Source organism: Streptomyces sp. MAI_2237 (assembly GCF_054189285.1).
In genome coordinates, this window is record NZ_JAJPGQ010000005.1 from 889,543 (window position 1) to 911,092 (window position 21,550).

General features: G+C 72.6%; 19 protein-coding genes. 8 read left to right on the top strand and 11 right to left on the bottom strand.

The window, feature by feature from the left end:
• Positions 1-123: 123 nt before the first annotated feature.
• Together LN251_RS32410 and LN251_RS32415 are read right to left on the bottom strand one after the other, a co-directional pair.
• Positions 124-1,560 carry an MBL fold metallo-hydrolase RNA specificity domain-containing protein gene (locus tag LN251_RS32410; RefSeq protein WP_458247716.1) on the bottom strand — a complete coding sequence of 479 codons (1,437 nt, stop codon included), beginning with the start codon at positions 1,558-1,560 and terminating at the stop codon, positions 124-126.
• Positions 1,557-2,231: a hydrogenase maturation protease gene (locus LN251_RS32415; RefSeq protein ID WP_458247717.1), complete on the bottom strand. Its 675-nt coding sequence runs from the start codon at positions 2,229-2,231 to the stop codon at positions 1,557-1,559. Before LN251_RS32415 ends, LN251_RS32410 begins: the two co-directional genes overlap by 4 nt.
• A gap of 200 nt (positions 2,232-2,431) precedes the next feature.
• Here LN251_RS32415 and LN251_RS32420 point away from each other — a divergent pair, with 200 nt between their 5' ends.
• Positions 2,432-3,754 (top strand): phosphoribosyltransferase, encoded by a 1,323-nt coding sequence (locus tag LN251_RS32420; RefSeq protein ID WP_458247718.1) that lies wholly within the window; start codon positions 2,432-2,434, stop codon positions 3,752-3,754.
• 367 nt (positions 3,755-4,121) lie between these two features.
• Here LN251_RS32420 and LN251_RS32425 read toward each other — a convergent pair whose 3' ends face one another.
• The 3 genes from LN251_RS32425 to LN251_RS32435 all read right to left on the bottom strand — a co-directional run bounded on the left by LN251_RS32425 (position 4,122) and on the right by LN251_RS32435 (position 6,072).
• Positions 4,122-4,544: an Hsp20/alpha crystallin family protein gene (locus LN251_RS32425; RefSeq protein WP_458247719.1), complete on the bottom strand. Its 423-nt coding sequence runs from the start codon at positions 4,542-4,544 to the stop codon at positions 4,122-4,124.
• A gap of 91 nt (positions 4,545-4,635) precedes the next feature.
• On the bottom strand, positions 4,636-5,232 hold the full coding sequence (locus LN251_RS32430) for an Rv1733c family protein (protein WP_458247720.1): 597 nt from the start codon (positions 5,230-5,232) through the stop codon (positions 4,636-4,638).
• A 60-nt stretch (positions 5,233-5,292) separates the two neighbouring features.
• Positions 5,293-6,072: a CBS domain-containing protein gene (locus LN251_RS32435; protein ID WP_458248210.1), complete on the bottom strand. Its 780-nt coding sequence runs from the start codon at positions 6,070-6,072 to the stop codon at positions 5,293-5,295.
• Between the two features lie 264 nt (positions 6,073-6,336).
• Between LN251_RS32435 and LN251_RS32440 the strand changes: the two genes are divergently transcribed.
• From LN251_RS32440 to LN251_RS32470, 7 genes are all read left to right on the top strand, one after another.
• Positions 6,337-8,286 carry a PAS domain S-box protein gene (locus LN251_RS32440; protein WP_458247721.1) on the top strand — a complete coding sequence of 650 codons (1,950 nt, stop codon included), beginning with the start codon at positions 6,337-6,339 and terminating at the stop codon, positions 8,284-8,286.
• Positions 8,287-8,679: 393 nt separating this feature from the next.
• Complete coding sequence (locus LN251_RS32445) at positions 8,680-9,855, top strand: MFS transporter (RefSeq protein ID WP_458247722.1); 1,176 nt, start codon at positions 8,680-8,682, stop codon at positions 9,853-9,855.
• A 151-nt stretch (positions 9,856-10,006) separates the two neighbouring features.
• Positions 10,007-10,897, top strand: coding sequence for a universal stress protein (locus LN251_RS32450; RefSeq protein ID WP_458247723.1), 891 nt, complete (start codon positions 10,007-10,009; stop codon positions 10,895-10,897).
• Positions 10,898-11,162: 265 nt separating this feature from the next.
• Positions 11,163-11,780, top strand: coding sequence for a 2-oxoacid:acceptor oxidoreductase family protein (locus tag LN251_RS32455; RefSeq protein ID WP_458247724.1), 618 nt, complete (start codon positions 11,163-11,165; stop codon positions 11,778-11,780).
• Complete coding sequence (gene porA, locus LN251_RS32460) at positions 11,764-13,005, top strand: pyruvate ferredoxin oxidoreductase (RefSeq protein ID WP_458247725.1); 1,242 nt, start codon at positions 11,764-11,766, stop codon at positions 13,003-13,005. Before LN251_RS32455 ends, porA begins: the two co-directional genes overlap by 17 nt.
• On the top strand, positions 13,002-14,012 hold the full coding sequence (locus LN251_RS32465) for a thiamine pyrophosphate-dependent enzyme (RefSeq protein WP_458247726.1): 1,011 nt from the start codon (positions 13,002-13,004) through the stop codon (positions 14,010-14,012). Before porA ends, LN251_RS32465 begins: the two co-directional genes overlap by 4 nt.
• Positions 14,009-15,646, top strand: a complete 1,638-nt coding sequence (locus LN251_RS32470; RefSeq protein WP_458247727.1) for an NAD(P)-binding protein — start codon at positions 14,009-14,011, stop codon at positions 15,644-15,646. Before LN251_RS32465 ends, LN251_RS32470 begins: the two co-directional genes overlap by 4 nt.
• Positions 15,647-15,700: 54 nt before the next feature.
• Here LN251_RS32470 and LN251_RS32475 read toward each other — a convergent pair whose 3' ends face one another.
• From LN251_RS32475 to LN251_RS32500, 6 genes are read right to left on the bottom strand one after another with little or no spacing between them, the layout of a single operon-like run.
• Positions 15,701-17,116 (bottom strand): NAD(P)(+) transhydrogenase (Re/Si-specific) subunit beta, encoded by a 1,416-nt coding sequence (locus tag LN251_RS32475; protein WP_458248211.1) that lies wholly within the window; start codon positions 17,114-17,116, stop codon positions 15,701-15,703.
• A 5-nt stretch (positions 17,117-17,121) separates the two neighbouring features.
• Positions 17,122-17,427, bottom strand: coding sequence for an NAD(P) transhydrogenase subunit alpha (locus LN251_RS32480; protein ID WP_458247728.1), 306 nt, complete (start codon positions 17,425-17,427; stop codon positions 17,122-17,124).
• On the bottom strand, positions 17,424-18,557 hold the full coding sequence (locus LN251_RS32485) for an NAD(P) transhydrogenase subunit alpha (protein WP_458247729.1): 1,134 nt from the start codon (positions 18,555-18,557) through the stop codon (positions 17,424-17,426). The genes LN251_RS32480 and LN251_RS32485 overlap by 4 nt, the downstream gene beginning before the upstream one ends.
• A 42-nt stretch (positions 18,558-18,599) precedes the next feature.
• Positions 18,600-19,613 carry a zinc-dependent alcohol dehydrogenase gene (locus LN251_RS32490; protein ID WP_458247730.1) on the bottom strand — a complete coding sequence of 338 codons (1,014 nt, stop codon included), beginning with the start codon at positions 19,611-19,613 and terminating at the stop codon, positions 18,600-18,602.
• Positions 19,614-19,624: 11 nt separating this feature from the next.
• Positions 19,625-19,993 carry a DUF779 domain-containing protein gene (locus LN251_RS32495; protein ID WP_458247731.1) on the bottom strand — a complete coding sequence of 123 codons (369 nt, stop codon included), beginning with the start codon at positions 19,991-19,993 and terminating at the stop codon, positions 19,625-19,627.
• 15 nt (positions 19,994-20,008) lie between these two features.
• A complete protein-coding gene (locus LN251_RS32500; protein ID WP_458247732.1) occupies positions 20,009-21,529 on the bottom strand; it encodes an aldehyde dehydrogenase family protein in 1,521 nt (506 codons plus the stop codon).
• Positions 21,530-21,550: the final 21 nt, after the last annotated feature.

The following is a 21,550-nucleotide window of genomic DNA, read 5'->3' on the forward strand; positions in this document are numbered from 1 at the left end:
CGGGAGGCGATGGTCATGAGGCGGATACAGGCGCCCAGGCGGCCCCGGACACCGAGCGGGCCGCAGCCCCAGGATCTGCGCACGCCCTCCGGGCGGCCGATGCCCTACTGAGAGCGGCGGTCCTCAGCGGACCAGGACCCGTTCGCCGGAGCGTGGCACCACCGCGGTCCAGCCCAGGGTGTGGTCGATGCGCTCACGCAGCGCCTCGGCCGCCTCCTGCTCCCCGTGGACCAGGTAGGTGACGTGCGGGGCGGGAGCGCCGCGCAGCCAGTCGACGATCTGCGCCGCGTCGGCGTGTGCCGAAAAGTGCGGCACGTCGGCGATCTGGGCCCGGACGGGGACGTACTCGCCGAACATCTTGATCGCCGTGGCGCCGTCGACGAGGTCGCGGGCCCGAGTGCCCTGGGCCGCGAAGCCGACGACCACGACGGCGTTGCGCGGATCGGGCAGCACCCGCCGCAGATGGTGCAGGACACGTCCGCCGGCGGCCATGCCCGACGCCGAGACGATGACGGCCGGTCCGCGGGCGTGGCCGAGTTCGATCGACTCCTGCAGCGAGCGCACGGCCCGGAACGGTTCGGGGCTCAGCACGGCGGCGCCGGTGGCGGTTACCTCCGGCCGCAGGTCGGGGGCGTGGGCGCGCAGGGCGTCCCGGTAGACGTCCAGGGCGGCCAGGGCCATCGGGCTGTCGACGTACACCGGCACGGCGGCCGGGAGGCGGCCCTCCCTGCGCAGTTCGGCCAGTTCGTGCAGGACGACCTCGGTCCGGTCGAGGGCGAAGGCCGGGATGACGACGGTGCCGCCGCGGGCCAGGGTGCGGGTGAGGACGTCGGCGAAGTTGGTCCGGCCCTCCCGCTCGTCGTGGCGCCGGTTGCCGTAGGTCGACTCCATGAGCAGGACGTCCGCCCCCGAGAAGGGTTCGGCGGGGCTCAGCAGCGGGTGGCCCGGGCGGCCCATGTCGCCGCTGACGGCGAGGGTGCCGCCGTCCTCCAGGGTGAGGCGGGCCCAGGCCGAGCCCAGGATGTGGCCGGCGGGGTGCAGGGTGAGCCGGGTGTCCACGGCGATGTCGACGGGTGTGCGGTAGGGCACGGCCTCCACGAGCTTCATCGTGCGGTCCACGTCGGAGTCGTCGTACAGGGGTTGCGCCACCCGGTGCTTGGACCAGCCGTGCTCGTTGGCGTGCTGGGCGGTCTCCAGCTGCAGCTTGGCGCTGTCGCGCAGCACGATCTCCATCAGCCGGGCGGTGAACTCCGTGGTCACGACGCGGCCGCGGAAGCCGTGGCGGACCAGCCGGGGCAGATACCCGCAGTGGTCGAGGTGGGCGTGGGTGACGACCACGGCCTCGATGTCGGCGCCGTCGCAGGGCAGTTCGCGCCAGTTGCGCCTGCGCAGCTCGGCGATGCCCTGGAAGAGGCCGCAGTCGACGAGGACCCGGGCGTGGTCGCTCTCCACCAGGAACTTGCTGCCGGTGACCGTCCCCACTCCGCCGAGGAAGGTCAGCAGGGCGGGCCGGATCGGTGACCGCGGCCGGTCGTCGGGGCGTGCTGGCACGGTGGTCATGGCCACGGTCTCCTTCGCGGATGGGGGCCCATCGGCCCTGGCGCCCGCATCGCGGGCGTGGTGTGCTTGAGGTGACGGGAAGGACCTGAGGAAGACGCGGAGCAGCGGACCCGAGCCGCGCACCGCGCAATCAGGATCCGCGAGAAGCGGATGGGTCCTTCCCGCCCTGTCGTGCCGGGGCACGGGCGGCGGCGGTGCGATGCCGGACGATGTCGTCCTCCACCCGGGCCGCCAGGGCCGGCGACGGTTCCGGCGACCTCCTCGGACAGTCCGCCGCCCTGCGAGAGGTCCTCGGCCTCGACGGCGTATGCCACCAGGTGGTCCGGCAGACGGTCGAGTTCGCGGGCGAGTTCGACGGCCGCGCCGAGACCGCGCGGCCCGAGTCCGTCCGGGCCTCGCAGTTCGCCGGGGCCCAGGTCGAGCCGGTGGACACGGCCGGGATGGCCGGTGCCCGGGTGGGCGGACTCGATCACGACGGCGAGTTCCGCGTTCTCCCACAGGTCCGCCAGGTGCCCGGGTTCGCCGTCGCACTCGGCGAGGGCCGTGCCCGGGGGCAGGGGCCGTGCGGCGGCCCGCTCCCTCAGCCGCGTGAGCACCGCGCCGCCGATGCCGTCGTCATGCCGCTGCCGGTCACCGACGGCGACGATCGCGATACGGGTGGAGACAGCCATGGGTCCTCTCCCCTTCCCTGCCTTCTCCTTCCAGCCTGCGGGGCCGCGAGGGCGCTGCCATGGGCCGAAGGGCTCCGCGGTCGGGCCCGATGTACCCCTGCCGGACCCGCGGGCCGGGAGGTGCAATGGAAGGAAGGTGGAATCCGCGTCGCAGCAAGCGGTGTCTCCGCCGCGGCGGTGCGCGCATGAGGAGGTGGCCCATGCGTTACCGGGATCGCGGGGAGGCGGGGCGTCGGCTGGCCCGGCGTCTTGCGTACCTGCGGGGACAGGACGTGGTGGTGCTCGGGCTGCCGCGCGGCGGGGTGCCGGTGGCCCACGAGGTCGCCCGGTCGCTCGGCGCTCCCCTCGATGTGCTGGTGGTGCGCAAGCTGGGCGTGCCCTGGCAGCCGGAGCTGGGCTTCGGCGCGATCGGCGAGGGCGGGGTGCGCGTCCTCAACGAGGACGTGCTCGGCGAGACCGGGCTCGGTCCCGACGATCTGACGGTCGTGGAGCAGGCCGAGCGGGCGGAACTGGACCGGCGCGTACGCCGCTACCGCCTCGGCCGCACACCCGTGCCGGTGGCCGGGCGCGTCGCCGTGGTCGTGGACGACGGGCTGGCGACCGGGGCCACCGCCGAGGCCGCCTGCCGGCTGGTCCGTGCCCGGCACGCTGCCCGGGTCGTCCTGGCCGCGCCGGTCGCCCCGCAGACCGGCCTCGCCCGGCTGCACGGGATCGTCGACGAACTGATCGTCCTGCACCAGCCGCGTCCCTTCGGCTCGGTCGGCGCCTGGTACCACGACTTCACCCAGGTCACGGACGCGGAGGTGGCCGAACTGCTCGAACGGCCGACCGTACCCGGGTCCGGCGGCTCCCCCGGCACGCCCGAGGGCGGCGAGCTCCAGGTGCCCGCCGGCCGCGTCCGGCTTCCCGCCCGTCTGACGGTGCCCCGGGCGGCCCAGGCGGTCGTGGCGTTCGCGCACGGCAGCGGCAGCAGCCGGCACAGCCCGCGCAACCGCTATGTCGCCGACACCCTCAACCGGGCCGGCCTGGGCACGCTCCTGCTCGATCTGCTCAGCGCCGACGAGGAGGAGAACCGGCACAACGTGTTCGACATCGGCATGCTCGCGCAGCGTCTGCACGCCGCCGCCCTGTGGCTGCGGCACGAGACGGGACTGCACGTGGCCTACTTCGGCGCCAGCACCGGAGCCGCGGCCGCCCTGGAGGCGGCCTCCGCCACGGACGCCGACATCGTCTCGATCGTCTCGCGAGGCGGCCGGCCCGATCTGGCGTCGCCCGCCGCGCTGGCCCATGTGCACGCGCCGACGCTGTTCGTCGTGGGCTCCGCGGACACCCGGGTCCTCGGCCTCAACCGGCTCGCCGCGGACTGGATGCGCTGCGAGCACCGGATCGCGATCGTGCCCGGTGCCACGCATCTGTTCTCCGAGCCGGGCGCCCTGCCCATGGTCGCCGAGCTGGCCTGCGACTGGTTCACGGGTCATCTCGCACGCCCGTCCGCCGGCGCGTCGTCCGGCCGGCCGGTGTGAGGCCGACGGCTGTGCCCGACGAGCAGAGGAGCCGATACGGACCGGTGGCCCGGCCCGCACCGGTCCCCGCCGATGCCCCTCGTCCGTTCCTCCTGTCGCCTTCCTGGCCCGCCGACCTGTCGACCTGTCGACCTTGTCGACCAGGAACCTCACCGTGTCGGCGAGTGGTGAGTCGTCCGTGCGGCACCGCACGCACTGAGCCGAACGACCCCTGCCTCAGGCCGGGTGGCTCCGCCGGGTCCGGCGGAGCCGGGAAGCCGCCGCCCGCGGCGGTCCGAGCGCGCGCCGTGCCGATCCCGCGGCCGGACGCGGCTGCGCGGCCGGGGTGGGCCGGTCGCGCAGGGTGCGGCTCAGCGCGTGACAGCGCTCAGACGTGCCGCACGGGGATGGTCCTCGTGTCCGCCTTCTTCTCGGGCACCGGAACCGTGATGGTCAGTACGCCGTCCTTGTACTCCGCGGTGGCCTCGTCGCCCTGTGCTCCCGCGGGCAGCCGCAGGGAGCGGGTGAAGGTGCCGTAGCGGAACTCGCTGTGGTGTTTGTCGGTCGTCTCCTCGGTGCGCGTGGCGCGCAGCGTCAGAACGCCTTCCGCGACGGTGATCTCGACGTCCTTCGACGGGTCGACGCCCGGAAGCTCGGCCCGCAGCACGTACGCCCCGTCCTTCAGCTGCTCCTCGATGCGAATGCCGTGCGTCCCGGGGGCGGTGTGCGTCGCCGGGAATCCGCCCTCGACCCAGCCGAACAGGTCAGGGAGCGCGGGCCAGCCCGGGAACCGCTCGATCATGCCGCTCATCTCGCCCTCCTCTTCTCCTGTTTCCAGCGTCGCGCTGTGAAGGGGCGTCCGCGTGGGCCGTCCGGCCCCGCGCGGGACCCGGTGGCCCCTGTCAGCCGAGCATGCGCTTGCGCCACTGGGGGCCGACCTGGCGCCACTCCGCCTCCCACTCGTCGTAGCGGCGGCGGTCCAGGCGGTTGCACACCAGCCGGCCGCCGAGGAGGACGAGGGTGCCGGCGGCGAGTCCGGTCGGCACGGCGAGCAGGACGGCCTGGGTGCGGGCCACGGCAGGGTCGGCGGGTTCGACGACCGGGGTGCCGTCGCGGTCGAGCCACACGGTGACGCGGGCGCCCGCCGTTCCGCCGGGTTCGACCTTGGCCAGGTCGGTGTGCGCGGTGCCGTCACGGCCGGTCCAGCGCACCTTGGCCCACACGGTGCCGTCGGAGCCGTAGGGGGCGACGACCGCGCTCTTGGGCGCGTCCTGGAGGAGGACGGCGGACACGGGATGCACCGCGGCCCGTCGTGCGGCGAGGTCGTGCTCCGCCCAGGTGCCGGCGGTGAGCCCGGCGAACAGGCCGCCCACCAGGGCGAGGACCCAGGCGGTCAGCAGGACCCAGCCCTGCACGCGGTCGCTGCGGCGCAGGAGCGTGTTGTGCCGCCACCGCCAGAACCGCACTCTGACCGGCTTTTCAGGGCGTTGCTGCTTCATCGTCGACGCCTCTTCCCGCGCCTGCCGAGAACGCTCCGCGTTCCCCTCCAGGACAACGTCTCACGTACGGCCGTCGCAGGTCAGGGGCCGACCGGGGTCGTCGCCGGGACATCCGGACCCCTTCCGGCCCGTCGGGTCCCCGGCGGCTCGCGCCTCCGCGACGTCGGGCAGGTCCGCGTCGAGGTCGACCCGGCGCGGCGGGCCCGTCAGGGCGCAGTCGACGTCGACCACGCCCTCCACCGCCCGCGTCAGGCGGACGGCGACGGGCACGAAGGCGGTGTCCGCGACCCGGCCGGTGATCCGTACGACGCCGTCGCGCACCCTGACCAGGATCGGTTCGAGAGGGTCCGGGAAGAGCGGGGCGATGACGTCGAGCCGCACCTCCTGCTCGATGTCGGCGTCCTCGCGCAGGAACACCTGGAGCAGGTCGGAGCGGCTGACGATGCCCCGTAGCACCCCTGCCTCGTCGACGACCGGCAGCCGCCTGACCCCGTACTGGGCCATCGTGCGGGCCGCCTGGGCGAGCGTGGCGTCGGCCCGGACGGTGAGCGCGGGCGCGGTCATCAGCTCGCCCGCCGTGCGCGCACCGGCCTTGGCGAGGTCGCCGCCGCGATGCATCCGGGTGTACCGGTCGGGGGTCCGGTTGCGGAACTCCTCCTTCGGCAGCAGGTCCGCCTCGGAGACGACGCCGACGACGCGCCGGTCCTCGTCCAGCACGGGCAGGGCGCTGACCTGCCACCGGCGAATCGCCCTGGCGATGTCCTTGAACGGCGCGCCGCTCGCCAGGGCCACGACGGTGCGGGTCATCACATCGCTCACGGTGTGCGGAGTGCCGTACATGATGTCCTCCGGCATGCCCCGGCGCAGGGTCGCGCCCGTCAGGGGTCCCTGTACTCAGCGTCCCGCCGACGGCGGGCGGACGGCTTGGGCCGAACGGCACCAGGACCGCGCGCCGACGGGCACTTCCGCAGGGGATGGCCAGAAATCACCGTCGTAACGGACAGGGTCGGACAGTGCACGCACAGTAAGCGACAACCCGGTGCGGCGCGGACGGCGAGGCGGTGAGATGGCCTGATCGACGCCGGGGGTGGAGGTGAGGCGGAGGTGACCGACTTCGTCGAGACGGAGCCGCAGCCCAGTGCTGGGGTGCGTGATCGTTGCCGGTGTGCCGCAGCCGTCCGGGACGGGGCTCCCGGGGGTGCGGAAGAAAGGTTCCGTGGGCTGCTGGAGGCGGCGCCGGACGCCATGGTCATCGTCGACGACACCGGCAGCATCAAGCTCGTCAACGCCCAGACCGAGGCCCTGTTCGGCTACGGACGCGAGGAACTCCTCGGGCATCCGGTGGAGTTGCTCATGCCCCATCGGTTCCGCGGCCACCACACCCTGCACCGCGGCGGGTACACCGACAACCGCCAGGTGCGGCCCATGGGCGCCGGGCTCGATCTGCACGGGCTGCGCAAGGACGGCACCGAGTTCCCGGTGGAGATCAGCCTCAGCCCGCTGGAGACCTCCGACGGCCTGCTGGTGTCCGCGGCGGTCCGGGACGTCAGCGACCGCAAGGCCGCAGAGGCCCGCATCAACGAACTCGCCGCGCTCGTGGAGTCCTCGCAGGACGCGATCCTCGCCAAGACCCTCGACGGCTACATCACCTACTGGAACGCGGCCGCGCAGGACCTCTACGGCTACACGGCCGAAGAGGTCATCGGCCGGCACGTCTCCCTCCTCGCGCCCTCGGCCCTGCGCGACGAGGTGAGCATCCTGCTGGGGCGGCTGCGCGACGGCGAGAAGGTCGAGCACTTCGAAACGCTGCGGGTCACCAGGACCGGGGGCCTGCTGGACGTCGACGTCACGCTGTGGCCGACCCGGGACACCGCCGGCACCGTGGTGGGGGCGTGTGCCATCGTGCGGGACATCAGCGACCGCAAGAAGGCGGAGGCCGAGCTCACCGCACTGTACGAGCAGCAGCGCCACATCGCCCTCACCCTGCAGCGCAGTCTGATGGGCGCCCCGCCCTCCCTGCCCGGACTGGCCACGGCGAGCCGCTACCGCCCGGCCACGCAGGGCGCCGGGGTGGGCGGCGACTGGTTCGACCTGATCCCGCTGGGCGCCGACCGGGTCGGGGTGCTCATAGGCGACGTGATGGGCCGCGGTCTGGAGGCCGCCGCCGTCATGGGCCAGCTGCGCTCGGCGGCCCACGCCCTCGCCAAGACCGGCATGCAGCCCCGGCAGCTGATGCAGGCGCTGGACACCTGCGTGGCCGACCTGGACGTACCGGACCAGCTCGTCACCTGCTGCTACCTGGTCATCGCGCCGGACACCGGGACGGTGACGGTGTGTTCCGCCGGACATCTGCCGATCCTCGTCGCAGGCGTCGACGAGGGAGTGCGCGGCCTGCCCGCGCCGGTCAACGCGCCGCTCGGCGTGGGCGGCATCCTGTACGAGCAGTCCTGTACGGCGATCCCGCCGGGCGCGACCCTCGTGCTGTACACCGACGGGCTGATCGAGACGCCGGGCAGCGACATCGAGGAGCGGGTGGGCGAACTGTCCGTCGTGCTGGAGGAGTTCTTCGTCGGCACGCCGTGTCTGGAGGCCGCGGCCGATCATGTGCTGGCGAGCCTGCTGCCCGACCCGGAGAGCCACAACGACGACGTGACGCTCCTGCTGGCCCAGTTGCCGGCCGCGCCGCTGGCGGCCCTCGGCACGGAACTGCCGGCCGTGCCGTCCTCCGTGCCGGAGGGACGGGCCTTCCTCCAGAAGGCGCTGACCTCGTGGAACTGCACGCCGAGCGCCCACGACGCCCTGCTGCTGCTGTCGGAGACCCTGACGAACGCGGTGCTGCACGCGGAGGGCCCCATCGGCCTGCATCTGCACCGCACCGCCACGGACCTGACCGTCGAGGTCAGCGACCACAGCCCGCATCTGCCCCAGCCGCGTCTGGCGGCGCAGGACGAGGAGTCCGGGCGGGGCCTGCTGCTGGTGCGGGCCCTCGCCGACACCTGGGGCGTACGGCCCACCGACGAGGGCAAGACGACCTGGTTCACGCTCAAGCTGTGAGCGGTGGCATCGCCGCCGCTCCGCAGCGGACGAACCGTCGATCCCGCCCGGCTTCCCCCCACCGGAAGCCGGGCGGGCGGCCCGGGGCCACCGCACGTTCCCCGGTGGCCCGTTCCGGGAGAACGGTCCGAGGGCCGGGGCGAGCGGCCCCGCGGTCGTTCTCCATGGACCGGGACGCTATGCGGGGCGCCGACCGCCCGGCCGTGGGCCGAACGGCCTGAGGGGGGTCCCGACCGGCCGCAGGTCGAGGTCCTTCGGCCCACACCGCCGGCGCGGCTGATCGTCAACGCTGGCGTCAGTCATCCACCCGCAGAAGGGACCAGCGCCATGCTCCAGTCGTCGAGGAACCCGCAACAGGCTCCGCCGGCGCCGGTCCCAGGGCGAGCCTGGCTGATGCTGGCCCTGGCCACCATCGGATTCGCCGTCAACTTCTGGGCGTGGGCGCTGCTCAGCCCGCTCGGCCCGCGGTTCAAGGACTCCCTGGGACTGTCCTCCTTCCAGCAGTCGCTGCTGGTGGCGGTGCCGGTCGTCGTCGGCTCGCTGGGCCGCATCCCGGTGGGCGCGCTCACCGACCGCTACGGCGGCCGGCTGATGTTCCCGCTGGTGTCCGTCGTGACCGTGGTGCCGGTGCTGTACCTGGGACTGGCCGGGCATTCCTCGCTCACGGCGCTGCTGGTCGGGGGCTTCTTCCTCGGCGTCGGCGGCACCGCCTTCGCCGTCGGGGTGCCCTTCGTGAACGCCTGGTTCCCGCCCGAGCGGCGGGGGCTGGCCATCGGCCTGTTCGGCATGGGCATGGGCGGCACCGCGATCAGCGCCCTGAGCACGGTCAAGCTGGTCAAGGCGCACAGCGTCCAGACGCCGTTCCTGATCACCGCCGCGGTCCTGCTGGCGTACGCGGTCGTGGCCGCCCTGGTCCTGCGGGACGCCCCGGACCGCGTCGTGCCGACGGAGCCGCTGAGCACCCGGCTCGCGGCCACGCTGCGGCTCGGCATCACCTGGCAGGCCTCGGCGCTCTACGCGGTCGCCTTCGGCGGCTACGTCGCCTTCTCCGTGTACCTGCCCACGTATCTGAAGAACGGCTACGGCCTCACCCAGGCCGACGCCGCGAACCGCATGGCCGGGTTCGTGCTGCTGGCCGTGGCGATGCGGCCGGTCGGCGGCTGGCTGTCGGACCGCGTCGGCCCGGTGCGCGTGCTGGCCGTCTCGCTGGCGCTGGTCGTGACCGGCGCGCTGGTGCAGTCGGCGACACCGACGCTGGCACCGATGGGCACGATCGCGTTCCTGCTCATGGCGGCCGCACTCGGCGCCGGCAGCGGCGCGACCTTCGCCTTCGTGGCCCTGCTCGCCCCGCCGGAGCGCACCGGTTCGGTCACCGGCGTCGTCGGCGCCGCCGGCGGCCTGGGCGGCTTCGTCCCGCCGCTGGTGATGGGCTCGCTCTACGGCTCCTACGGAAGCTACGCGGTCGGCCTGTTGCTGCTGGCGGGGGTCGCGGCGACGGCGCTGGTCTTCACCGGCACCGAGGTGCGGCGGGCGCTGACCCACCGGAAGCCGGTCGGCGCGGCCCACTGATCCCGGGGCGGCCCGGGCGGGGAGCAGGGCCGTTCGGCCTGGTGCCGAGGACGGCCAGCCCCTGCCCGGGCCGCCCTGCGCGCGCCGATTCTGATGGCATGACCCGTGCCGGTGCAGACCGCGCGGGCACCGATCCGGGGAGGTGTTGACCGTGCTTCGCCCTGTTGTCGTGGGACTGGACGGTTCTCGTGAGAGCCTCGCCGCCGCCGACTGGGCTGCCAGGGAGGCGCTGCGGCGCGGGCTGCCGCTGCGGCTTGTGCACGCGTACGAGGGGCTGCCGCCCGACGCGTCGGACCTGCCGGAGCTGGAGGCGCCCCGCTACTGGGCGGGACGGATCCTGCGCGCCGCCCTGGACCGGCTGAACGAGCAGTATCCGCAGGTCGCCCTGAGTTCCGAGCAGATCGTCCGGCCCGCCGCGGAGGCGCTGGTCAGGGCCGGTGCGCAGGCGGAGCTGCTGGTGCTGGGCAGTCGTGCGTTCAGTGGCTTCGGCGGGTTCATGGCCGGGTCCGTGGCGCTGGCGACGGTCGCGCACGTGGCGCGGCCGGTGGTGCTGGTGCGGGCCGATCAGGCTCCCGAGGACGAACGCATCCCGGATCCGGCCGGGCGGCCGTCGGCGCGAGAGCCGTACCGCGAGGTCGTCGTGGGGGTGGACACCGGTCATCCGTGCGAGGAGGTCCTGCGGTTCGCCTTCGAGAGCGCCGCGCTGCGCGTCGCACCGCTGCTGGTGGTGCACCTGTGGCAGCAGCCGCGGCTGTCGCGCCCGGCGGACGAGGAGGCGAACGCGGCGGCGCAGGCCGTGGCCGAGAAGGAACTGGCCGCCGTCGTGCGGCCGTGGCGGGAGAAGTTCCCCACGGTCGAGGTGCGCGAGCTGGTGGAGAACGGGCATCCGGCGCAGGAGCTGCTGCACGCGACGACCGACGCCGGTCTGCTGGTCGTCGGCCGCAAGGCCCGCGCGGGCCGGCTCGGCACGCACACCGGTCCGGTGGCCCACGCGGTGATGCACCACGTGCACTGCCCGGTCGCCATCGTCCCGCACACCTGACGCCCCCGGCCGGCCGCACGCCGTTTCGGGGCCCACGGAGCGGGTCCCGTCGCCGCGGCCCCTTGCCCGGGGCCGCGGTCCGCCGCTCGTACCGGTCCCTCCGCAGGTCCACGCACTGCGCACGGCGGTCCGCGCCCTGCCCCGGGATCCCTCGCACCGGCCCGTTCCCGGCCCCGAACGGGGCCGCGGCCCGGCATGCCCCCTCGGCCCCCGCCCGGGGACCTTCGGCCCCTGCGACGGCGCGGGGAGCCGGAGATACGACTGGATGACAGGGCTCCGGGAGGAGGGCGTCGTGTTTCAGGTACGCATCCACGGTCGCGGTGGGCAAGGTGCCGTGACGGCCGCGGAGTTGTTGTCGGTGGCGGCGTTCCTGGAGGGCCGTCACGCGCAGGCGTTCCCGAGCTTCGGCTCGGAGCGCACGGGCGCGCCGGTGATGGCGTTCTGCCGTATCGACGACCGGCCCATCCGGGTGCGCGAGCCCGTGATGCGGCCCGACGCCCTGGTCGTCCAGGACGCCACGCTGCTGCACCAGGTGAACGTCTTCGAGGGCCTCCACCCGGAGGGCGCCGTGCTGATCAACTCGCCGCGCCCGATCGAGGAACTGGGCCTCGCCGACCTCGCCGAGACGGTGCCGCACGCCGTCGCGCTGACCGTGCCGGCCACCGCGCTCGCGCTGCGCCACTTCGGGCGTCCGGTGCCCAACGCCGTGCTGCTGGGCGGTCTGGCCGCACTCACCGGGTGTGTGCGGATCGACTCGCTGACCGCGGCGATCCAGGACCGTTTCCCCGGCGAGCTGGGCGCGGCCAACGCCGCGGCGGCCCGGGAGGCGTTCGACCATGTGCGCGCCGAGCGTGAGGAGCTCGTCCATGCTCAAGCAGACTGAGGGATCGCGCGCGGTCGCGGAGACGGTGGCGTACTGCCGTCCCGAGGTGATCGCCGCCTACCCCATCTCACCGCAGACCCACATCGTGGAGGAGCTCAGCCGCCTGGTGAAATCCGGTGCGCTCAAGCCCTGCGAGTACGTCAACGTCGAGTCGGAGTTCGCGGCGATGTCCATGTGCATCGGCGCCTCCGCGGCCGGCGCCCGCACCTACACGGCGACCGCGAGCCAGGGGCTGCTGTACATGGTGGAGGCGCTGTACAACGCCTCCGGTCTCGGCCTGCCCATCGTGATGACGGTGGCGAACCGGGCGATCGGCGCCCCCATCAACATCTGGAACGACCACAGCGACACCATGTCCCAGCGCGACTCCGGCTGGATCCAGCTGTACGCCCGCGACAACCAGGAGGCCGCCGACCTGCACCCGCAGGCCTTCCGGCTGGCCGAGGAGCTGTCGCTGCCGGTGATGGTGTGCATGGACGGCTTCGTGCTCACCCACGCCTGGGAGCGGATCGAGGTCCCGGAGCAGGCGCAGGTCGACGCGTTCCTGCCGCCGTACGACCCGAGGCAGGTGCTGGACCCCGACGAGCCGGTGTCGATCGGCGCGATGGTCGGCCCGGACGCGTTCACCGAGGTGCGCTATCTGGCGCACGCCAAGCAGATGCAGGCGCTGGAGGCGATCCCGCGCGTCGCGGAGGAGTTCCGGCAGGTCTTCGGGCGCTCCTCGGGCGGGCTGGTGCATCCGTACGCCTGCGAGGACGCGGAAACGATCATCGTGGCCCTGGGCTCGGTCTTCGGAACGGTGTGCGACGTCGTCGACGAGATGCGCGAGAGCGGGGTCCGGATCGGAGCGCTGGCGATCACGTCCTTCCGGCCGTTCCCGCTGGAGGAGGTTCGGGCGGCGCTGGGCCGGGCGCGCCAGGTCGTCGTACTGGAGCGGGCGCTGGCGGTCGGCATCGGCGGGATCGTGTCATCGAACGTGCGCACCGCGCTGTCCGGGATCCACCTCGCCGGCCACACCGTGGTCGCCGGGCTCGGCGGACGCCCGATCACGAAGGAGTCGCTGCACCGGCTGTTCGACGACGCGGTCGCCGGACGGCTGGAGCAGCTGACCTTCCTCGACCTCAACACCGAACTGGTGGAGCGGGAGCTCGCGCGGATGGCGAAGACCAGGCGGTCGGGTCCGTCCGCGGAGAATATCCTGCGCGATGTGGGGAGCAACCGATGACTGCCGCACGCGAGGTCAAGTTCTACCAGGTGGGCAGCTTCGCCGCGGGCAACCGGCTGCTGGGTCCGGAGCTGCAGTCCGAGCAGGCCGATCCCGGCCGCTCCAACGCGCTGACCTGCGGCCACCGCGCCTGCCAGGGCTGCGGCGAGGCGCTCGGCGCCCGTTACGCCCTGGACGCGGCCCAGCGCGCGGCCGGCGGAAAGGTCATCGCCGTCAACGCGACCGGCTGTCTGGAGGTGTTCTCCACGCCGTATCCGGAGACGTCCTGGCAACTGCCGTGGCTGCACTCCCTGTTCGGCAACGCGCCCGCCGTCGCCGCGGGCGTCGCCGCCGCGCTGCGCGCCAAGGGCCGCACGGACGTGCGGGTGGTCGGGCAGGGCGGGGACGGCGGCACGGTCGACATCGGCCTGGGCTGCCTGTCAGGCATGTTCGAGCGCAACGACGACGTGCTGTACATCTGCTACGACAACGAGGCGTACATGAACACCGGCGTGCAGCGCTCTGGGGCCACTCCCCCGACCGCGCGCACGGCGACCACGCAGGCGGTGGGCGAGCTGCCCGGCGCCCCCTTCGGGCAGGGCAAGAGCCTGCCGCTGATCGCGATGGCGCACGAGATCCCCTACGTCGCCACGGCCACCGTCGCGGGTCTGCGCGACCTGGAGGCGAAGGTGCACCGGGCGATGGGGATGCGCGGCGCCCGCTATCTGCACGTGCTGGTGCCCTGCCCGCTGGGCTGGGGCACGGCCTCGCACGACACGGTGCGCATCGCCCGGCTGGCCGAACAGACCGGGCTGTTCCCGGTGTTCGAGGCCACCGGTGGAGTGGTCACCGACGTCACACCCATCCGGCGGCGGGTGCCGGTGGAGGAGTACCTGCGGCCGCAGAAGCGGTACGCCCATCTGTTCCGGCCGGTGCTGCGCACGGATGTCATCGCCCGCCTGCAGCGGACCGCCGACCGCAACATCGCCCGATTCGGGCTGCTGGCGCAGGAGGAGGCGTCGTCGTGAAGGAGAAGCCGTTCGCGATCACTTTGGACGTGGGCTCCAGCCTGGCCAACCGGACTGGCGCCTGGCGCACCGAACGTCCCCGGTACGTCGACCGGATGCCGCCGTGCAACCAGGCGTGCCCGGCCGGAGAGAACATCCAGCAGTGGCTGTTCCACGCCGAGAGCGGCGACTACGAGTCCGCGTGGCGGCAGTTGATGCGGGACAACCCGCTGCCCGCCGTGATGGGCCGGGTCTGCTACCACCCGTGCGAGACCGCATGCAACCGCGTCCAGGTCGACAACGCCGTCGGCATCAACTCGATCGAGCGGTTCCTGGGCGACGAGGCCATCCGGCGGGGCTGGACCGTCGAGGCTCCGCAGGAGACCAGCGGCAAGCGGGTACTGGTGATCGGCTCCGGGCCCGCCGGGCTGTCGGCCGCCTATCATCTGCGGCTGCTCGGCCACGAGGTGACGATCCGTGAGGCGCAGGACCGCCCCGGCGGGATGATGCGCTACGGCATCCCGCGCTACCGGCTGCCGCGCGAGGTGCTGGACGCGGAGATCGACCGGATCATGGCACTGGGCGTCACGCTGGAGCTGGGCACCAAGGTCGAGGACGTGCTCACGGCGCAGGCGGAGGGCGGCTTCGACGCCGTGTTCCTGGCCGTGGGCGCGGGCATCGGCAAGCGTGCCTACATCCCGGCCGGCGACAGCGCCCGCGTCCTGGACGCGGTGTCCCTGCTGGGCAGCATGGAGGGCGAGGGCCCGCCGCTGCTGGGCCGCAGGGTCGCCGTCTACGGCGGCGGCAACACCGCCATGGACGCCGCCCGTACCGCCCGCAGGCTGGGCGCCACGGACGCCGTGGTGGTCTACCGGCGCACCCGGGACCGGATGCCCGCGCACGACATCGAGGTCGAGGAGGCGCTGGAGGAGGGCGTGCGGATGAAGTGGCTCTCCACCATCAAGCACGCCGACGAGGGCCGGTTGACCATCGAGCGGATGGAACTCGACGAGACCGGATTCCCGCAGCCCACGGGCGAGTTCGAGGAACTGGAGGCGGACAGCGTGGTGCTGGCGCTCGGCCAGGACTCGGACCTGTCCCTGCTGCGGGACGTACCGGAGCTGGCCGTGGACCACGGCATGGTGCGGGTGGCCGACGGCCTCATGACGGGACGTCAGGGCATTTTCGCGGGCGGCGACATGGTGCCCGCCGAGCGCACCGTGACCGTGGCCGTGGGTCACGGCAAGAAGGCGGCCCGGCACATCGACGCGTATCTGCGCGGCACCGCCTACGACCCCGGCGCCAAGCACGCCCCGGCCGACTTCGACCTGCTCAACACCTGGTACTACTCCGACGCCCCCGCCTCGGTGCGGCCGCGCCTCGAACTGGCCCGCCGCGTCTCGACGTTCGACGAGGTCGTGCAGGGACTCGACGAGTCCACCGCGCTGTTCGAGGCCCGGCGCTGCATGTCCTGCGGCAACTGCTTCGAGTGCGACAACTGCTACGGCGTCTGCCCGGACAACGCCATCAGGAAGCTGGGCCCGGGCAAGGGCTTCGAAATCGACCTGGACTACTGCAAGGGCTGCGGGCTGTGCGCGGCGGAGTGCCCGTGCGGAGCCATCGAGATGGTGCCCGAGGAGGACTCCGGCGCCTGACACGCCACACGAAGCGCCCCCGCGGGTGACCGCGGGGGCGCTGTCCTGCGCGGTTCAGCCGACGAACTCGCCGACAGCCGACTTCAGTTCGCTCAGTCCCTTCTTCGCGTCGGTGAAGAACATCCCGGTCTTGGGGTCGGTGTAGAGCTCGTTGTCGATGCCCGCGTACCCGTGGCCCATCGAGCGCTTGATGACCACGACGCTCTTGGCCTTGTCGACGTCGAGGATCGGCATGCCCGAGATGGCGTTGCCGGGCTTGCGGGCGATGGGGTTGGTGACGTCGTTGGCGCCGATGACGAGCGCGACGTCTGCCTGCGGGAACTCGGGGTTGACGTCGTCCATCTCCTTCAGCTGGGTGTAGGGGACGTTGGCCTCGGCCAGCAGCACGTTCATGTGCCCGGGCATGCGGCCGGCGACCGGGTGGACGGCGTAGCTGACGTCGACGCCGTGGTCGGTGAGCAGCTTGGCGAGGTCGCCGAGTTCGTGCTGGGCCTGGGCGGCGGCCAGGCCGTAGCCCGGCACGAAGATGACCTTGCTCGCGTACGCCAGCTGGATCGCCACGTCGTCCGCGGAGACCGGCCGCACCTGGGCGGCGGCGCCACCCGCGACGGCCGCGGGCGCGCTGTCGCCGGTGCCGAAGCCACCGACCACGATGTTGGCGATCGACCGGTTCATGGCGTCGGCCATCAGCTTGGTGAGGATGCCACCGGAGGAGCTGACCAGCATGCCCGCGATGATCAGCGCGGTCTCGTTGAGGACGAAGCCGGCCATCGCGACGGCGGATCCGGTGAAGGCGTTCAGCAGGGCGATGACGACCGGCATGTCCGCGCCGCCGATGGGCAGCACCATCGTCACGCCGAACAGCAGGGCGACGGCCACCAGGCCGTAGAGGGCGACGAGGGAGTCGGGCGACAGCACCAGCCACACGGTGCCCACGACGAAGGACGCCGGCAGCAGCACGTTGAGCAGGCGCGCGCCGGGGAAGACGACGGGCGCGCCGGAGACGACGCCCTGGAGCTTGCCGGCCGCGATCAGCGAGCCGGAGAAGGTGACCGCGCCGATGACGATGTCCAGGGCGCCCGGCAGGGAGACGCGGGCGCCGAGGGCGGCCGGGTGGTCGGCCTGGAGGAGGTCGTTGACCGCGATGAGGGCGGCCGCTCCGCCGCCGACGGCGTTGAACAGGCTGACCAGTTGGGGCATGGCGGTCATCTTCACCTCGCGCGCGGCGTACAGGCCGAGCGCGGCGCCGATCAGGCCGCCGGAGACGAGGACCAGCCAGCCGGTCGTGGTGATCGTGCCCTCGTGGATCACCAGCCACACGGTGGCGGCGATCGCGACGGCCATCGCGCCGGCGGAGATCGCGTTGCCGCGGCGGGCGGTGCGCGGATGGTTCATCAGGTGCAGGCCGAGCACGAAGCAGGCCGCGGTGCCGAGGAAGACGTAGTGGACGGCGTTGGAGACGGTGTCCATGGCGCTCACACGTCCTTCTTCTCGGCGGGCCGGGCCTTGAACATCTCCAGCATCCGGTCGGTGACGAGGTATCCGCCGACGACGTTCATCGCGCCGAACACCATGGCCACGAAGGCCAGGACGTAGCCGAGCCAGGTGTGCGACTCGGCGGCGATGAGCATGGCGCCGATGACGACGATGCCGTGCACGGAGTTCGAACCGGACATCAGCGGGGTGTGCAGGGTCGCGGGGACCTTGCTGATGACCTCGACGCCGACCAGGACGCTCAGCACGAACACGGTGATCGCGGTGAGGAGATCGAGCTCGTTCATGAGGTCGCGCCTCCCTTCGGTGACGCTGCGCCCAGGAGCGCGGCCGTGATCTCGTCGGCCGGGTCGAGGACGAGTTCGCCGTCGCGCACGAGGTGGCGCAGGAGCGCGACGAGGTTGCGGGCGTACGCCGTGGAGGCCGCGGTCGCCATGGCGGACGGCAGCCGGCCTGCGCCGATGACGGTGACGCCGCCTGCGAGGACGTCCGTCTTGTCGGGTTCGGATCCCTCGACGTTGCCGCCGAGGTCGCTGGCGGCGAGGTCGACGACGACCGAGCCGGGCTTCATGCCCCTGACCGCGGCCGCGGTGACCAGCAGCGGCGGCTTTCGGCCGGGGACCTGGGCGGTGGTGATGACGATGTCGGTGCGGGCGATGTGCGCGTCCAGGGCCGCGCGCTGGGCCCGCTGCTCCTCCTCGGTCAGCTCCCGTGCGTAGCCGCCCTGTCCGGCGCCCGGTTCCCCTGGCGCCTGGCTCCGGATGTCCAGGAACCGGGCGCCCAGCGACTCCACCTCCCCTTTCGACTCGGGGCGTACGTCGTAGGCGGTGACGACGGCACCGAGGCGGCGGGCGGTGGCGATCGCCTGCAGCCCGGCCACTCCGGCGCCCAGGACCAGGACCTGTGCGGGGCGCATGGTGCCCGCCGCGGTGGTCAGCATCGGGAAGAACCGGTCGTAGGAGTCGGCCGCGAGCACGGCCGCCTTGTAGCCGGCGACGTTGGCCTGGGAGGTCAGCGCGTCCATGGACTGGGCGCGGCTGAGGGTGCGCGGCAGCAGATCGAGGCTCACCGTGCGCACCCCGCGCTCGGTCAGCTCCCGCACGAGGGCGGGGTGGCGCAGCGGTTCGAGCAGGCCGATCAGGGTCTGTCCGGCGCGCAGCGACCGTGCGCTCTCGGCGTCCGGCGGGCCCACGCACAGCACGGCGTCCGCGCGCGCGTACAGCTCGTCCGCCGGTACGACGCCTGCGCCCGCCTCGGTGTAGTCGGCGTCGGTGAACCAGGCGCCGGAGCCGGCCCCGGTCTCGACCAGGACGTCGATGCCGGCCCGGGTGAGCAGGGTGACCGCCTCGGGGACGAGGGCGACACGGCGTTCGCCCGGCGCCCGCTCCCGTACGGCACCTACGGTGACGTGTGGCATGATCTGCTGCCTCTCTCCTGGGCCGCGGGGGTCTCCCGGGCCTCAGAACTCGAAGACGAGCCGGGCCTCGGCCCGTCCGCCGAGGACCTCGTCGAAGGAGTCGTTGACCTCGTCCAGGCGCCGGGTCTCGGCGATGACCTGGGTGCGGCCGGCGGCGTGCAGGGCGAAGACCTCGGCCAGGTCCTGGCGCGTGCCCACTATCGAGCCTATGACGGAGATGCCGCCGAGGACTGTCTCGAAGATGGGCACCTTGATCGCGGCGTCGTCGGCGGGCAGCGCGACCATGACCAGGCGCCCGCCGCGGTTGAGCGACCGGAACGCCTGCTCGAAGGCCTCGGGGGCCGCGGCGAGCACGACGGCGACGTCCGCGCCGCCGGCCTTCCTGATCTCCTCGACGGGGTCGTGGGTGCGGGCGTTGACGATCTCGTCGGCGCCGAGCCGGTGGGCCAGGCCCAGCTTGTCGGGTTCCAGGTCGACGGCGGTGACCAGGCCGCCGACGAGACGCGCATACTGCAGGGCGAGGTGGCCGAGACCGCCGATGCCGAAGACGGCGACCCGCTCGGCCGGGACCACGCGGGCGACCTTGATCGCCTTGTACGTGGTGACGCCGGCGCAGGTCAGGGGTGCCGCGTCGAAGGAGCTGACCCCGTCGGGCACGTGGACGATCCCGCTCGCGTCGGCGACGGCGTACTCGGCGTAGCAACCGTCGACGCTGTAGCCGGAGTTGACCTGGGACTCGCACAGGGTCTCCCAGCCGGAGACGCAGTAGCGGCAGGTGCCGCAGGAGGAGCCGAGCCACGGCACGGCGACCCGCTTGCCGACGAGGTCGGCGGGGACGCCCGAGCCGACGGCCGTGACGGGGCCGATGCCCTCGTGGCCGGGGACGAACGGCGGCCGGGGCTTGACCGGCCAGTCGCCGTGCGCCGCGTGGATGTCGGTGTGGCAGAGGCCGGAGGCCTCCATCTTCACGAGCACCTGGCCGGGTCCGGGCTCGGGGACGGGCAGGTCCTGGATCTCCAGGGGCTTGCCGAAGTCGGTGACGACTGCTGCCTTCATCGATCTGCTCCTCAACTGGTCTGTTCTCCGGGCGCCTGGACCCGGGTCACGAAGTGCAGCCCGTCCCCGGCTGCGAGGGAGAATCCGCCCGGCATGCCCTCTTCGACGTCGAGGACGAACAGGGGGCGGCCGAGCGCCTGGTACTGGTCGGCGTCCATGTGGAAGGTGCAGCCGTCGATCTCGCCGACGAGCAGGTCGCCGTCCCCCAGGGCGAATTCGCCGCCCTGGAAGCACATGGGGTCGCTGCCGTCGCAGCAGCCGCCCGACTGGACGAACATCACCGGCCCGCCGTGGGCGGCGCACAGGGCCGTGATCGCCCTGCGCGCCGCCGGTGTGGCGGTGACGCGCCCGACGGTGCCGTTCTCCGCCTTCTCGGACATGTCGCCGTACTCCTCCTAGAACAGCCCGAGCGGCTTGTCGCTGTAGCTGACCAGGAGGTTCTTGGTCTGGCTGTAGTGCTCGAGCATCATCTTGTGGGTCTCGCGGCCGATGCCGGAGATCTTGTAGCCACCGAACGCGGCACCCGCGGGGTACTGGTGGTAGCAGTTGGTCCAGACGCGGCCGGCCTTGATCGCGCGGCCCATCCGGTAGGTGCGGGAGGTGTCGCGGCTCCACACGCCGGCGCCGAGGCCGTACAGCGTGTCGTTGGCGATCTCCAGGGCCTCCGCCTCGTCCTTGAAGGTGGTGACGGCGAGGACCGGTCCGAAGATCTCCTCCTGGAAGACGCGCATCTTGTTGTGGCCCTTGAGGACGGTCGGCTCGAAGAAGTAGCCGTCCTTGAACTCGCCGTCCATGGTGGGCCGGTGGCCGCCGACCAGAAGCTCGGCGCCTTCCTTCAGGCCGATCTCGACGTACGACGCGATCTTCTCGACCTGCTGCTTGGAGACCTGGGGGCCCATCATGGTGCCGGTGTCGAGCGGGTCGCCCTGCTTGATGGCGCGGATGCGCTCCAGGCAGCGGCCCATGAACTCCTCGTAGATGCCCTCCTGGACGAGCGCGCGGGAGGGGCAGGTGCAGACCTCGCCCTTGTTGAACGCGTACAGGACGAGTCCCTCGACGGCCTTGTTCAGGAAGTCGTCGTCGTGGGCGGCGACGTCGTCGAAGAAGATGTTCGGCGACTTGCCGCCGAGCTCCAGGGTGACGGGGATGATGTTCTCGGCCGCGTACTGCATGATCAGGCGGCCGGTGACGGTCTCGCCGGTGAAGGCGACCTTGGCGATGCGCTTGCTGGTCGCGAGGGCCTTGCCGATCTCGGCTCCGGGGCCGTTGACGACGTTGAGGACGCCCGCCGGCAGCAGGTCGCCGACGACCTCCATGAGCTTCAGGATCGACCACGGGGTGGGCGAGGCCGGCTTGATGACGCTGGCGTTGCCGGCGGCGAGCGCCGGGGCGAGCTTCCACGCGGCCATCAGCAGCGGGAAGTTGAACGGGATGATCTGGCCGACCACACCCAGCGGCTCGTGGAAGTGGTAGGCGATCAGGTTCTTGTCGATCTCGGTGATCTCGCTCTCCTCGGCGCGGATCGCGGCCGCGAAGTAGCGGAAGTGGTCGGCGGCGAGGGGGATGTCGGCGGCCAGCGTCTCGCGGACCGGCTTGCCGTTGTCCCAGCTCTCGGCGATCGCGAGTTCCTCGCGGTGGGCGTCGATGGCGTCGGCGACCTTGTTCAGTACCGCGGCGCGTTCGGCGGTGGAGGCCTCGCCCCACTTGTCCTTGGCGGCGTGGGCGGCGTCGAGGGCGAGTTCGATGTCGGCGGCCCCCGAACGCGGAATCTCACAGATGGGCTTGGCGGTGGCCGGGCACAGGTCGACCGCGTACTGGTCCGTGGTCGGCGCCTGCCACTTGCCTCCGATGAAGTTCTCGTAGCGTGGCGCCACGTCGACCGGACTGCCGGGCCTGCCCGGAGACTCGTACTTCATGACCGTCCCCTTTCGATGACG

Excerpts from the sequence above, each read along its gene's own strand:
- LN251_RS32495 (WP_458247731.1), bottom strand. The coding sequence starts at position 19,993 with ATGTCCGAGAAGGCGGAGAACGGCACCGTCGGGCGCGTCACCGCCACA.
- LN251_RS32475 (WP_458248211.1), bottom strand. The coding sequence starts at position 17,116 with ATGGACACCGTCTCCAACGCCGTCCACTACGTCTTCCTCGGCACCGCG.
- LN251_RS32445 (WP_458247722.1), top strand. The coding sequence starts at position 8,680 with ATGCTGGCCCTGGCCACCATCGGATTCGCCGTCAACTTCTGGGCGTGG.
- LN251_RS32455 (WP_458247724.1), top strand. The coding sequence starts at position 11,163 with ATGACAGGGCTCCGGGAGGAGGGCGTCGTGTTTCAGGTACGCATCCAC.
- LN251_RS32425 (WP_458247719.1), bottom strand. The coding sequence starts at position 4,544 with ATGAGCGGCATGATCGAGCGGTTCCCGGGCTGGCCCGCGCTCCCTGAC.
- LN251_RS32435 (WP_458248210.1), bottom strand. The coding sequence starts at position 6,072 with ATGTACGGCACTCCGCACACCGTGAGCGATGTGATGACCCGCACCGTC.
- LN251_RS32480 (WP_458247728.1), bottom strand. The coding sequence starts at position 17,427 with ATGAACGAGCTCGATCTCCTCACCGCGATCACCGTGTTCGTGCTGAGC.
- porA (WP_458247725.1), top strand. The coding sequence starts at position 11,764 with ATGCTCAAGCAGACTGAGGGATCGCGCGCGGTCGCGGAGACGGTGGCG.
- LN251_RS32430 (WP_458247720.1), bottom strand. The coding sequence starts at position 5,232 with ATGAAGCAGCAACGCCCTGAAAAGCCGGTCAGAGTGCGGTTCTGGCGG.
- LN251_RS32420 (WP_458247718.1), top strand. The coding sequence starts at position 2,432 with ATGCGTTACCGGGATCGCGGGGAGGCGGGGCGTCGGCTGGCCCGGCGT.
- LN251_RS32465 (WP_458247726.1), top strand. The coding sequence starts at position 13,002 with ATGACTGCCGCACGCGAGGTCAAGTTCTACCAGGTGGGCAGCTTCGCC.
- LN251_RS32415 (WP_458247717.1), bottom strand. The coding sequence starts at position 2,231 with ATGGCTGTCTCCACCCGTATCGCGATCGTCGCCGTCGGTGACCGGCAG.
- LN251_RS32485 (WP_458247729.1), bottom strand. The coding sequence starts at position 18,557 with ATGCCACACGTCACCGTAGGTGCCGTACGGGAGCGGGCGCCGGGCGAA.
- LN251_RS32490 (WP_458247730.1), bottom strand. The coding sequence starts at position 19,613 with ATGAAGGCAGCAGTCGTCACCGACTTCGGCAAGCCCCTGGAGATCCAG.
- LN251_RS32500 (WP_458247732.1), bottom strand. The coding sequence starts at position 21,529 with ATGAAGTACGAGTCTCCGGGCAGGCCCGGCAGTCCGGTCGACGTGGCG.
- LN251_RS32410 (WP_458247716.1), bottom strand. The coding sequence starts at position 1,560 with ATGACCACCGTGCCAGCACGCCCCGACGACCGGCCGCGGTCACCGATC.